This is a genomic window from Micromonospora sp. NPDC003776, from assembly GCF_053605645.1.
Map to the genome: position 1 here is coordinate 1 of NZ_JBSGJR010000143.1, position 12,760 is coordinate 12,760.

The window sequence follows — 12,760 nt, forward strand, 5'->3', positions numbered from 1 at the left end:
GGCGGCGCTGTGGCGGGTCATCGAGGGGGTCGGCGGCGAGCACGGCTGGTACTCCTTCCCGCTGGCCTGGCCGTTTTCCGCCATGCCAGCGGGCGGGTCCGCGTTCGTTCCCGGTCGCTCGGGCGAAATCAGTTGGGCGTGCCGAACCAGCGGGTGAGGTGGCCGTCCAGGTCCTGCTGATCGTCACCGATCCAGGCGACGTGGCCGTCGGGGCGGAGCAGGACGCCCGGAACATCCAGTGCCGCGGTGGCATCCCCGAGGTAGTCGACCCGGTCCGACCAGCCGCCGACGGTCAGGCGTTCGGTGCGGTCCAGCAGCAGGCCGCGGCCGCGGTGCAGCAGACCGTAGAGGCGGCCCTGCTTCACGTCGATGTCGCGCAGGCGGCGGCCGAGCAGGTCGGGGCCGGCGCCGAAGTCGTAGCGGATGTCGATCCCGGTGATCTTCTCGATCAGGCGGCGGTTCACCTCGTCGAAGTCCATCAGTTCGGTGAGCAGCCTGCGCACGGCCTGCGGGCCCGGTTCGGTGGACAGCAGTTCCATCTGGGCGCGGGTGTTGTCCAGTACGTCCGCGGCGACGGGATGACGTTCGGCCTGGTAGGTGTCCAGCAGGGTTTCCGGCGCCCAGCCGCGGATCTGTGCGGCCAGCTTCCAGCCGAGATTGAATGCGTCCTGAACGCCCAGATTGAGGCCCTGACCGCCGGTGGGTGGGTGGATGTGTGCCGCATCGCCGGCCAGCAGCACCCGCCCGACCCGATACCGTTCGGCCAGCCGGGTGGCGTCGCCGAAGCGCGACATCCAGCGCGGGGAGTGCACGCCGAAATCGGTTCCGGCGACGGCGCGCAGCTGTTGTTTGAAATCCTCCAGGGTGGGCGGTTCCGCCCGGTCGCGCACTCCCGCGGCGGGGACCACGACGCTGTAGACGCCGCCGCCGAAGGGCCGGAGCCAGAACCGCTGGTGGGTCTCGCGGATTCCGGTCATCGTGGCGGCGATCTCCTCCTGCGGCACGCCCACTTCCATCTCGCCCATCAGCGTCTCGTTCCGCGAGGGCTCGCCGGGGAAGCCGACGCCCAGCTGTTTGCGCACCGTACTGCGCCCGCCGTCGCAGCCGACGAGGTAGCGCGACGGCAGCCGCTCCCCGTCGGCCAGCTCGACGGTCACCCCGTCGTCGTCCTGCTCGAAACCGGCCACCGCACAACCGCGCCGGACCTGCGCACCGAGTTCGATCGCATGTTGTTCGAGCAGGTGGACGATGACCGGCTGCGGGATGCCCAGCAGATAGGCGTGCGCGGAATCCAGGCCCTCGGGCGCGGGCTTGTTGATGGCGGCGAAGAAGCCGCCGGCCGGGCGGCGTCTTCCGCGTTCGAGAATGCGCTCCAGCAGCCCGCGCATCGCCATCAGCTCGATGCTGCGGATGTGGAGACCGACGATGCGGACGAACGACACGGGCTCGGTTTCCTTCTCCAGGACGAGTACCCGCACATCGTGCAGCCGTAGTTCGGCGGCCAGCATCGCGCCGGTCGGTCCGCACCCGGCAATGATCACGTCGAACATGAGGGGCGCCGGATCGGTGGCGGAGGCCGGCGCGGGGAGCCCGGGGACGTCGCGCTCGACCGTCTCGGTCGACGACGGCTCGGCGGTGAACTGCGGAGAGTGCATAGGTGTTGCCTTTCAGGAGTGCCTGGCTGGCGAGGCGCTCCCGGCGACACCTACCGCAATCGCCCGACCGTGACGGGAAGGGGGAGCACCCACTTCGATACATCGTTCATGGGTCTCACCTCCTCGGGCGGGGTCACGGGCAACTGCAAGCTACAAGCGGAAGCATCGCCCCGTCCAGTTCTTTCCCCGCCAGGTGATCACGATTCCGAACGCATTCCTCGAACGCGTTCTCAGACCGCGCGGACCTCCGCGAGCCGCTTGACTGCGTACTCGTCGTCCCAGCAGACAGCGGCTTCCCACGCGGCCGACGCCTGCGCGGCGATGTCGTACGCGCCGGCGTCGAGGCCGGCGGCGTTGTCGGGCAGCACGAGATCGAGGTCGGGGACGTCGACGTGCGACTCGTCCCAGTCGATCAGCGCGACCTGATTCGCGGTCATCCGGACGTTGCCCAGGTTGTTGGGGTCGCCGTGGACGACGCATGTCTGACGTCCGCTGAGCCGCGCCCACGCTGCCCGGCATCGAGCAACGCCCTCCGGGGGCATCGCGCCGAGGTCGATTCTCGTCCCGGTCTCGGCGTGTAGGAGGTCGGTCGAGGATCGCCAGCCGGGGCGCTGCGGCCAGCCCCGCGTCGACCGATGCAGCTCACGGAGGGTGCCGGCCACGCGGCGCCAGTCGGCCTGCGTCTCGGGCGGTCCGCCCTCCAGGTAGGTCATCACCACCAGACCGTCGGCGAACAGCCGGCCGTCCCTGGTCGGGATCGGCACCGGCACGGTCAGACCTTCACGGTCGAGGTGTTGGAGGAGCGCGGTCTCCCACGCCAGATCAGCGTCGCTCCTGCTGCCGAGACGACCGACCGCGAGGTGCCCGTCGACGCGCACGCTCCACACGTCATTGGCCACCCCGCCGGTGAGCGGTTCAATGCGAGCGGCGTCTTCGCCCCACTGCCCGAGCGCGTTCCACCCCACAGGCCACATCCTACGGATTCCGAACCATCACTGTTCTCCGGCACGACCGCGACCGCGGTGACCCGCGCCGGGTGGCGCGCCAACCCGATTAACGGATTACCGGTAACAGCAATGCAGCAAATACGTCGGACAAAGAGGACAGAACGGCACTACATCATAATGACAGTTCTTGTGCATCATGAGTCAGGCTGGTGTGCCGGTGGCGACGGAACGGCCCGCGGCTACTGTTGAGCGCCAGCCGCACTTCAGCGGCCGGTGACGCGGGCGTTCAGTAGGGGCGACACCGCCCTTCAGTACGCGCGTCACCGATCTTCAGTGGCTCGATCTTTGGAGTTGAGGAAGATCGGTTCGGCGATTCCTCCCCAAGGGCCTGACCGGAAGGGGCTCTCAGATGTAAGCGGGGGCGGGGCCTCAAGGGGCACTTTGGGGACTGTCCGAGAAACGATCGTCCCGGACAAGATCGAAATGTCGGAGTCCGAGGTTCTCTGCACGATCCGATGGTCGTGACCAGGCGTCGTGCACGAGAGGGTGAATTTTCCGCTGGCCTGGACTCGTGTGCACTACGGTCGATGTGCTCCATACTCCTGCGCACGACAGTGAGGGCCTGGGCATGGTCGATGAACCGGTGCTACTCGAGCGGGGTGTGCTGGCCACGCCTGCGGAGGTCTGGGACCTGGCGGTGCGCCGGGCCGAGGTGATCGGCTGGCTGGCCACCGGCGCGACGGTCGGGCACGTGGCCGCGGATGTGGCCGCGGTGGGGCTGGGGGTGTCGCGGCGGCAGGTGTACGAACCTCGACACGTCCGTCAAAGTTCTCGGCACGGGCTCTCGGCGTGGACTTCATCCGTCGCGTCTACCTGCGAAGACCACGCCAGCGGGAGCGTCGGGAAGTCAGCGTGAAAAAATCTTGGTCGAGGATGTCGAGGTGTACCCGTCGGCTCCGACCAGCCAGCGAAGGGCGCCCAGCGGGGGACGCTCGTCGAGGAAGGAAGCCGACCATGAAGTACATGATCACCATCTACGGCAACCAGGAGCTGTGGGAGTCGTTCTCGGTCGAGGAGTTCCAGAAGGCCATCGCCGAGCAGGAGGCGTTCAACCGCAAGTTCAAGGAGACCGGCGAGTTGCTGGGCGCGTACGGAAACGCCGACGCGGCACAGGCGAAGACGGTGCGGGTGCGAAACGGGGCGCCGGCCGTAACCGACGGCCCTTACCTGGAAGCCAAGGAGTACCTGGCCAGCTGGTACCTGATCGATGTGGAAAGCGAGCAGCGCGCCTTGGACATCGCCGCTGAACTGCCGTTCGCCTCGTTCAACGCGGTCGAGGTCTGGCCGATCCTGCACGAGGCCACCGGGAACGAGATTTGAGCGGCAAGGAACCACTCGAGGACCTGCTGCGCCACCTGGCGCCGCAGGTCCTCGGCGCGCTCATGCGCCGCTTCGGGCGGTTCGACTTCGCTGAGGACGCCGTCCAGGAGGCGCTGCTCGCCGCCGCCACGCAATGGCCCGAGCAGGGCGTGCCCGAGAACCCGTACGGGTGGCTGGTCACCGTCGCCACACGCCGGTTCACCGACTGGGTACGCAGCGACGCCGCGCGTCGACGGCGTGAGGACGCAGACCTGCTCGCCACCCCGCCGTCCCTACTCGTGGCGGCCGCCGCCGATCAGCCGCCTGGCAACGAGCACGATGACAGCCTGACGCTGTTGTTCCTGTGCTGTCACCCGTCACTGTCGCCGCCGTCGCAGATCGCGTTGACATTGCGGGCGGTCGGCGGACTGAGCACCGCCGACATCGCCCACGCCTTCTTCGTTCCCGAAGCGACCATGGCACAGCGCATCAGCCGGGCCAAGCAGAGCATCCGCAAGGCGGGTGCGACGTTCCAGCTGCCGCCGGAGGCCGAACGTCCCGAACGACTAAAGGCGGTGCTGCACGTCCTCTACCTGATGTTTAACGAGGGCTACACCGTCACCTTCGGCCCCCAACTACAGCGCCATGACCTGACCGGCGAGGCGGTGCGCCTGACCCGTCTACTACATCGGCTGCTTCCCGACGACGGTGAGGTGGCCGGACTACTGGCGCTGATGCTGCTGACCGAAGCACGCCGCGACGCCCGCACTGGCGACGACGGCTCGCTCGTTCCGCTGCCTGAGCAGGACCGTAGCCGCTGGGACCAGAGCCTCATCGCCGAAGGCATCCCACTCGTCACCGAAACGTTGTCCCGCACTCGTCAGCTCGGGCCGTACCAGATCCAAGCGGCGATCGCCGCTGTCCATGACGAAGCCCGACGGGTCGAAGACACCGACTGGCCGCAGATCCTCGCCCTCTACGAGCTGCTTGAACAGGTCTCACCCAACCCGATGGCGACCCTTAGCAGAAGCGTCGCCGTCGCCATGGTCCATGGCCCCGATGCCGGCCTTGACATCATCACCAGCCTAGAAGCCGACGACCGGATGGCGCGCCATCACCGGCTCCATTCCGTACGCGCCCATCTGCTCGAGATGGCCAATCGGCGGCAAGACGCCCGGGCCAGCTACCGCACCGCGGCCCGCTACGCGACGAGCCTTCCCGAGAAGCGCTACCTCGACGCCCAGGCGGCCAAGATCACCAACGCGCCCACGCCGCCCGGCTCTCAATCGACGTAGTGCAGACGACCTCGGACTCCGACACCACCTGCGCGGCCAACCATGACCAGTGATCGATCACTGAAAATCGGTGTCGTACCGACCGAAGATCACATGTCGTTCAACATCGGGCCGGACGCTGAGCTTGACGTGGGTACTGCTGCGGTTCAGGCGTAGAGGACTGCCCTGCGCTGAAGCATCGCGGTTAGTGCGGTTAGGTCGACCCGGGTCTGATCGAGCTGGTGCGGGCCCGCTTGCCCGGGATGTGGGCCGAGGAGTGAGACCTGGCCGGCGCGGTTCACCCCGACGGCCTGACCCGCGCCTGCCCGGGCCAGATGATCGATGCCTTGAAGAGCGTTGCTTACCCAACGTCGAGCGCCAAGCGCCGGTCACCTGCTTCGCGTCCGACTCGCGATACAAGCGTACGGCGCGCTGACGTAGCGCGTCGGGGCATTTGTCCGATGCTGCCACAGACGCTTTCCTCCGCACGGCCATCAGGCCATGATCAAGGAGCTCCCGAAAAGCAGGATGGCTCAGTGGCGGCAGTGGTCAGCGCGGTGCGGGCACGGCTCCGTCGATCATGGAAGGCGGCGAGCAGGCGCTCCCTCGCCGGGCGCGATCTGCGCAAGATGCGTGGCGACGACGGCCCTGCCGGCCGCGCTCGACATCCGTCCGGGCCGTACGAGGGCGTGCAGGATTACCCCGTCGACGAGCGCGTACAGCCGCTCAGCCTCGACCCTGTGATCCAGCTCAGGTCGCAGCATGCCACCGTCGGCCAATCGCCCGATCATCATCTGGAACGCCTCGGCGAGGCGCGTGTCGATCTCCTTGCGAAGACTGGCAAGGCCCGGTTCGACGACCGCGCGAGCGGTGAACGCCAACCACACCTCGCATTCGCCGCGCCGCTGCCGGTCCCACGGCAGCATCTCGTCGATCATCGCGAGCACCACGCGTCGTTGGTCCCCGGTGGGGTCCACGGCCTGGACCCGGGCCTCGATCCGCTCGCCCACCAGCCGCAGCGCGAAGCCGAGCAGCTCGGCCTGGGTCGCAAAGTAGTGCCGTAGCGATCCCATGGACAGCCCGGCCTCGCGCGCCACGTTACGCACCGATGCCTGTTCCAGCCCGTCGCGCATGATGACCCGCCACACCGCTTCCGCGAGTTCCGTGCGACGGGCCTCCGCGTCCACCACCTTTGGCACTTCGCCTTTATAGCACAGCCGTGCTACGGTGCTTTTCTGACACGACTGTGCTATAAAGCTGGGGAGGAATGGATGCCACGCCGAGAACGGGTTTGGCTGGCTGCCGCGGTTGTCGCCTGGGTTGCCGTCAACGGAGCCACTCTGCTGCTCGCGCCCAAGCACCTGCCCTTCCAGTGGCCGGCACACCGTGACTCGCCGTCAGGGCCGGGCCAGGTGACCGCCGCTCAGCTCACCCTCGTCGAACTGCTACTGCTGGCCGCCGTGGTGTACGCACTCACCCGCCGACGGTCGGACCCGGCGATCGCAGAGCGCATCCCCTCGCGCTCCGCCGCCTACCGCGAGATCTGGCTGCTCGTCGCGTACGGCGTCCTCGCCCAGCTCGGCGGCCTGCTCCTCGCCCGGGTACTCGACTGGCACCCGATCGGCTTCCACCTCGCCGGCACTCTGGTCGGCACAACCGACACCGTACGTCCGGCCGAGGCGATCGGCTGGGCCTCGTACAACGGTCTGGCCTACGCGCTGCTGCCGTTTTTGTGGTTCCGCCGGCGATACACCGCGCGCCAGCTCTGCCTCCGCTCGGCGGATCGCCGTGGGGACACGGTGCTCATCCTGGTCGTCCTGGTTCTTGAGTCGCTCGCCCAGTGGGTGGTGCTCGGCCACGCGTTCTCCGGGCTGACGGCCCGTCAGATTGCGATCGGCGCACCGTTGACGTTCGTGCTCTACCTGGCCGGCACCGTCCTGCCCACCGTCGTGTTCGTGCAGGGCCTCCTCGTACCCCGGTATGCGCGGCTCACCGGCTCCACGACTGGGACGCTGGTCCTCGGCGGTCTCACCTACGCGGCACTGCACGCGCTCGAGGGTTGGGGACGGTACGAATCGGCGCGCGACTCCGTGCTGACGATCCTGTTCGTGTTGCTCATCTACGCCCTGCCCGGTGCGTTCAAGACGTGGTTGACGGTACGGACCGGCAACGCGTGGGTGCATGCCTGGGCGTACCACGCCGTCGCGCCGCACACCATGCACGACACCGGGCTGGTGGTTCGGATCTTCCGCCTGTAAAGGGCGCCACCGTGCCCTGACTCAGGCCGGCCGGAAGGAGTCGCGGTCGGCGGGCGCCGCCTGCTTGATCATGAGGTGCAGGGTGACCCAGTGCTCCGCGACCGACTCCTGGCTCATGTACTTGCCGAAGCCGGAGCCCTCCGCGTCGCCGTGCGGTGCCTCTGGATGCGATCGGCAGGTAATCGCTGATTCAGGTGACGTCGACGTCGAGTCGCTGGCTGACCCGCACGGCACGAGATAGGTCGTGGGAGCCAGACCGACGAGGCGCGCCCGTACCGGCTGTCGTTGGCCAGCCGCACCGCGTCGTCCTCGCCGTCGAAGGGGAGCGCAACGACCACCGGGCCGAACACCACCTCGATTCCGGCGGCACCCCGTAACGGGTCAGCTCCCGCACCATCTGACGGCAACCGCGGGACGTCAGTCCAATTGAGGTCGTCGATCGACCGGACCCGGGAGACTGACACTCGGTGAGAAAGAAACTGATGTTGCCCTGAGAATCAAGCACTGACAGCTTCACGAGAAGTCTCAGCGGCCGTGCGCCCCCCGGGCCGCGGCGACCTGCGCGGACTGGCGGTCGCGCCACCGCTTCTGCGCGTCGCTGGCGCAGCGCCGGCAGCCCTGGCGGTAGCGGCCGGTTGCCGGGTCCACCTCACGGTCGTGGCCGTTACGGCAGTGGGGCTGTTGCCGGCGCTGTCGGCAGGTCTCGGCCCGGCTGATCTGGCGGAGGTGGGTCGGCTCGATGCAGTCGGGCACGCCGCACTCGTGGTGGACGTCGAGGTCCGGCCGGTAACCGCCGACGAGGACGGCGTACGCGGCCACGTGCGCCCAGGCTCGCCCGGCGAGCTTCTGGTGGACGCCCCGGCGGTCGCCGTAACCGCGGACGATCAGGCACCCGCTCGGCCGGCGTACCGACCGCCTCAGCAGGTACGCCCGCAACGACTCCTCGGTGAAGTGCCGGGAGAGTCCGCGCACCTGGGACAGCACCCGGAGAGCGTAGTGCAGGGTCAGCGGCCCGGGCGGGAGTGCGGGACGGCTCCGGAGAGCCGGCGCGGGGTGCGCGAGCTGCTCGCGGCCAGCGCCACGTCGACGAAGGCGCCCACGCCGACCCGGGCGACGTTCGCCAGCAGGGCGACCAGCAACAGGCGCAGTCGGAGCTCGGCGGTGTGGTCCGCTGCGCCGTGGGTGGCCGGCCCGCCGCCGGCCAGCAGGGCGCCCAGCAGCCGGGGGTCGGCCTCGGGCAGCCACCCGGTGACGTGGTCCAGCTGCGCGGTCAGCAGGGCCCAGGGATACCGGCCGTCCGGGTCCCACTCCTCGACCAGCAGGTCGGCGGTGTGCTGGAGCACCTGCGCGGTCCAGGGGCGGGGCAGTCGGGACAGGCGGCGTACGGCGGCCTGGAAGCCGTCGCGGTCGGCCTGGTTGGCCGCGCGGACTCCCGCGGCCACGGCGTTCCACAGCTCCTGCTCGACGGGTGTCGGCGGACGCCACATCTCGTTCTCGTCTCCTCTCGTCCCGGTGTGCCGGGTCGGATGGTGGTGGCGGGGTGGCCGGCACGGGCCCGTAGGAGGGCGCGGCCCGTGCCGGCCGCGGTGATCACCCCAATCACCGGCTTTCCGCCGGCCGCAACGTGGTCGATTCCGGTGGACGTCCGGAGTCGGGCGGCGGCGTGGCGTGTGGCACGACGCTCGTGGGCGCGTCCGTCGGGCTGGCCCGGGATCGCCCGCTGTGGTGAGAGAACTGTATGACGAAGATTGCCGAGTTATGACTATTTCTACCGGTGTGTCTAGCGTTCACCTCTCACCTTCCCGCCATCGCCTGCGGTGCGGCCGGGGCCGGGTCGGGCGACGTGGGCGCCGACGGGACCGCCCGGGCCAGGCGCGGCCAGGGCAGCAGGCGCGGCGGACGCCGGGCGCTGAGGTCCTCGATCCAGCCCAGGGCGAGCACCACGCCGCCGAGGATCACCAGGGCGACGGTCAGGTAGCCCCACGTGCCGACCCGCCAGAACCCGAGCAGGTCGCCGACGGGGAAGCAGACCGCGATGGCCGCGTTGTGCCACAGGTAGATGGTCAGGGCGCGGCTGTTCAGCCCGGTCACCAGCCGGTCGAGCGGCCGGGCCCGGCGCAGCCAGCCCATCGGTGGCGCGATCCGCAGCAGCACCAGGACGACGCCCAGCGACCAGAACGCCTGCGCTACCGGGATGTCGTTGAGGTCGAGCCCTCCGCCCCGGTGGGTGGCGAGCCAGCCGAGAGCGACCGCCAGGCACAGCGCGGCCAGCGCCAGCAGGGACCGCAGCGGCAGCCGCCGCAGCCGGCCGTCACGGTGCGCGAAGCCCAGCAGCCAGCAGGCGCCGAAGGTCGCCACGTCGGTCAGCACCGAGTCGACCGGGCCGGCCAGCGACGGCGCGGCGGTCTGCAGGAAGACCACCCCGGCCAGCGGGACGAGCAGCGACCACACCGGCCAGCGCCGGTACAGCGCGAGCGCCGCGGGCGACAGCAGGACGAACCAGAGGTACGTCACCAGGTACCAGAGCACGCCCGTGACGTCCGCCGCCCACTGGCTGCCCGGCGGCTGCAGCAGCGGGACCAGCCAGCTCAGCAGAGCCGGCCAGGCCGGCCGGTCGGACCAGCCGTGCCAGAGCATCAGCGGCACCAGCACGATGCCCAACGCCCAGAGGCCGGGCAGCAGGCGCCGCAGCCGGCCGCTGACCGCGCGTTGCGGGGTGCGGTCCAGGGAGGCGGCCATCAGCGAGCCGCCCAACGCGAACATCACCCCCATCGCGGGGAAGGCGAAGCTCAGCCAGGCCGCGCCGAACATGTGGTACGCGATGACCCGGGCCAACGCCAGCGCCCGCAGCGTGTCGAACCAGCGGTCCCGGCCGCCGCCGGCGGCCGGTGGCCCGACGGGAGTGTCGTGCCCCGTGTCGCCGGCGCGCTTGACCCGGCGCCAGCCCAGCCGGACGCCGGTCAGCGCGGTCACCACCGACCGGGCCAGCACCAGGTACATCAGTTGGCGGTAGGCGAGCTGCTGGACCGGCAGCGCGAGCAGGGGCCGCAGGGGTTCCCGGTCGAGCCGGAAGGCCACGGCCGCGGTCAGCACCTGCACCAGCAGCATCAAGCCCCAGGCCACCGCCGTCTTCGTCGTGTCCATGAAGAACAGGCCGTACACGGCGAGCAGGTCGATCACCGGGCCGAGCAGGGGCAGCACGACACCGAACAGGGCCACGACGGGCAGGCCGAACCGGCCGAACCGACCGGAGGCGCCCCGGTCGAACACCGCGCCGCGGTGCTTCCACATCGCCTGCATGGTGCCGTAGCTCCAGCGGGAGCGCTGCCGCCACAGGTCACCCACGGAGGCGGGCGCCTCCGTCCAGGCGCGGGCGCGGTCGTGGTACACCACGTGCCACCCGGCGCGCAGCACCGCCATGGTGACGTCGGTGTCCTCGGCCAGGGTGTCGCCGCTGAGCCCGCCGACCATGGTCAGGGCCCGCCGGCGGAACGCCGCGATCGCGCCGGGCACCGTCGGGATGCAGCCCAGCATCTCGTAGAACCGGCGATCCAGGCTGAACCCGATGACGTACTCGATGTGCTGCCACTGGCCGAGCAGCCGGTGCCGGTTGGCGACCTTCACGTTGCCGGCCACCGCGCCGATCCGGGGATCGGTGAAGGGCTCGATCAGCCGGCGGATCGCGTCGGGTTCGAAGATGGTGTCCGCGTCGACGGTCACGATGATGTCGTGCGAGGCGTACAGGATGCCGGTGTTGAGCGCGGTCGCCTTGCCGCCGTTGGGCTTGCGGATCACCCGGACGCCGTCGAGGCCCAGCGACTCGACGAGGTCGGCGGTGCCGTCGGTCGACCCGTCGTCGACCACGATCACCTCGATGCCCGGATGGTCGTTGGCCGCCAGTGAGCGGACGGTGGCGACGATGCCGGCCTGTTCGTTGTAGGCGGGCACGATCACCGACACCGGCGCGGTCGTCACCCCCCAGGGCCACCGGTGCACCCGCCTGCGGCGCGCGAGTCGGTAGGCGAGCAGGAGCAGCAGTAGCGTACGGAGCAGGATGAGCGCCCCGACCGTCACGAACAGCACGGCCAGGACGCGCAGGGTCAGGTCCGCCACCCGGATCGCCCAGCGGACGGGCGCGGCCCGCCAGCGCTCGACGGTCGAGGCCGGGACGTTGCCGATGACGGCGGGAGCGCCCAACCGGGCGGCGGTCACGCCTCCGCTGACCGTGGTGAAGGTGTAGCCGCGCGAGCGCATCAGGGGGATGAAGCGGTCCAGGGCGGCGACCGTCTCGGCCCGGTTCCCGCCGGCGTCGTGCAGCAGCACCACGGCGCCCGCGTCCCCGGCCGGGGTCATGTTCCGCACGATCGCGTCCACCCCGGGCCGGGCCCAGTCCTCGCTGTCCAGGTCGTTGACCACGGTCAGGTAGCCGAGCCGGGCGGCCGCGCGGATGGCCGGCCAGTTGGCGTCGTCGACGGCGCTGGGCACCGACGAGTACGGGAAGCGCAGCAGGCTCGTCCGGACCCCGGCCGCGTCGACGATCGTCATCTGGGTCTGGGCGTACTCCATCCGTTGCCGCCAGCCGGACAGCATGGTCACGTCCGGGTGGGTGAAGGTGTGCACGCCCAGCTCGTGTCCCTCTGCGACGGCCCGCCGGGCCAGGTCCGGGTGGCGGGCCACCTGTGCGCCGATCACGAAGAAGGTGGCCGGGGTGTGGTGCCGGTGGAGCACGTCGAGGATCCGCGGGGTCCAGGTCGGGTCCGGCCCGTCGTCGAAGGTCAGGGCGATGGTCCGGGGCGGCAGCCGGTAGGAGTGCGGCTCTGCGCCCCGGGCGTCCAGGACCGGACCGCCGTCCAGGACGGCCGCCGGGACGGTGAACTGGTCCTGCTCGTCGCGTACCTGGTCGGGTCGGAAGCGGGCGTTGGCGTACGCCTCCACCAGCAGCACGCAGACGACCACCAGGACCAGGGACGCGCAGATGAACCGGCCGGTGCGCGAGGCCCGGCCGCCCCCGCGGCGGCCGGTGGCGCGACGGCTCGTGAGGGTCATCGGAGCGCCCCCGGTACGAGGTCAAGGACGCTCGTTATCGGGTCGAGGCCGGTCGGCGCGGGCGTCGTCGGTGCGGGGGTGGTCGGTGGTGCCGGCTCGCCCGTCGGGGGAGACGGCGGGCCGGTGGGGGCCGGGGATGGCGCGGTCGGCCGGTCGGCCGGCGGCGCGCCGGCCGGGCCCGGCGTGGGACTGGGGTCGGCCGGCGTCGGTGCCGCGCCGAC

Annotated in this window: 11 protein-coding genes; 3 read left to right on the forward strand and 8 right to left on the reverse strand. The window is 70.3% G+C overall.

Going from position 1 to position 12,760, the window contains the following annotated elements:
- Positions 1–128: 128 nt before the first annotated feature.
- Both rox and ACWEVO_RS14485 read right to left on the reverse strand, forming a co-directional pair.
- Positions 129–1,550 carry a rifampin monooxygenase gene (gene rox, locus ACWEVO_RS14480; RefSeq protein ID WP_452308006.1) on the reverse strand — a complete coding sequence of 474 codons (1,422 nt, stop codon included), beginning with the start codon at positions 1,548–1,550 and terminating at the stop codon, positions 129–131.
- Between the two features lie 335 nt (positions 1,551–1,885).
- Positions 1,886–2,629, reverse strand: coding sequence for a phosphotransferase enzyme family protein (locus ACWEVO_RS14485; protein WP_452308007.1), 744 nt, complete (start codon positions 2,627–2,629; stop codon positions 1,886–1,888).
- A gap of 987 nt (positions 2,630–3,616) precedes the next feature.
- On the opposite strand from ACWEVO_RS14485, the gene ACWEVO_RS14490 reads away from it, so the two are divergent.
- The gene (locus tag ACWEVO_RS14490) at positions 3,617–3,982 is read left to right on the forward strand and encodes a YciI family protein (protein WP_452308008.1); all 366 of its coding nucleotides are present in this window, start codon (positions 3,617–3,619) and stop codon (positions 3,980–3,982) included.
- The gene (locus ACWEVO_RS14495; protein ID WP_452308009.1) at positions 3,979–5,256 is read left to right on the forward strand and encodes an RNA polymerase sigma factor; all 1,278 of its coding nucleotides are present in this window, start codon (positions 3,979–3,981) and stop codon (positions 5,254–5,256) included. Before ACWEVO_RS14490 ends, ACWEVO_RS14495 begins: the two co-directional genes overlap by 4 nt.
- A 557-nt stretch (positions 5,257–5,813) precedes the next feature.
- On the opposite strand, the gene ACWEVO_RS14500 is transcribed toward ACWEVO_RS14495, so the two are convergent.
- On the reverse strand, positions 5,814–6,434 hold the full coding sequence (locus ACWEVO_RS14500) for a TetR/AcrR family transcriptional regulator (protein ID WP_452308010.1): 621 nt from the start codon (positions 6,432–6,434) through the stop codon (positions 5,814–5,816).
- A 72-nt stretch (positions 6,435–6,506) separates the two neighbouring features.
- Between ACWEVO_RS14500 and ACWEVO_RS14505 the strand changes: the two genes are divergently transcribed.
- Positions 6,507–7,493 carry a hypothetical protein gene (locus ACWEVO_RS14505; RefSeq protein WP_452308011.1) on the forward strand — a complete coding sequence of 329 codons (987 nt, stop codon included), beginning with the start codon at positions 6,507–6,509 and terminating at the stop codon, positions 7,491–7,493.
- Positions 7,494–7,606: 113 nt separating this feature from the next.
- On the opposite strand, the gene ACWEVO_RS14510 is transcribed toward ACWEVO_RS14505, so the two are convergent.
- The 5 genes from ACWEVO_RS14510 to ACWEVO_RS14530 all read right to left on the reverse strand — a co-directional run.
- Positions 7,607–7,957 carry an aldehyde dehydrogenase family protein gene (locus ACWEVO_RS14510; RefSeq protein ID WP_452308012.1) on the reverse strand — a complete coding sequence of 117 codons (351 nt, stop codon included), beginning with the start codon at positions 7,955–7,957 and terminating at the stop codon, positions 7,607–7,609.
- A 61-nt stretch (positions 7,958–8,018) separates the two neighbouring features.
- Complete coding sequence (locus ACWEVO_RS14515) at positions 8,019–8,477, reverse strand: HNH endonuclease (protein ID WP_452308013.1); 459 nt, start codon at positions 8,475–8,477, stop codon at positions 8,019–8,021.
- A 20-nt stretch (positions 8,478–8,497) separates the two neighbouring features.
- Entirely contained in the window at positions 8,498–8,980 is a 483-nt protein-coding gene (locus ACWEVO_RS14520; RefSeq protein WP_452308014.1) for a hypothetical protein, read from the reverse strand.
- A 307-nt stretch (positions 8,981–9,287) separates the two neighbouring features.
- Positions 9,288–12,539, reverse strand: coding sequence for a glycosyltransferase (locus ACWEVO_RS14525; RefSeq protein ID WP_452308015.1), 3,252 nt, complete (start codon positions 12,537–12,539; stop codon positions 9,288–9,290).
- Positions 12,540–12,560: 21 nt separating this feature from the next.
- Positions 12,561–12,760, reverse strand: a 200-nt coding sequence (locus ACWEVO_RS14530) for a hypothetical protein (protein ID WP_452308016.1), incomplete at its 5' end; no start/stop codon positions are given.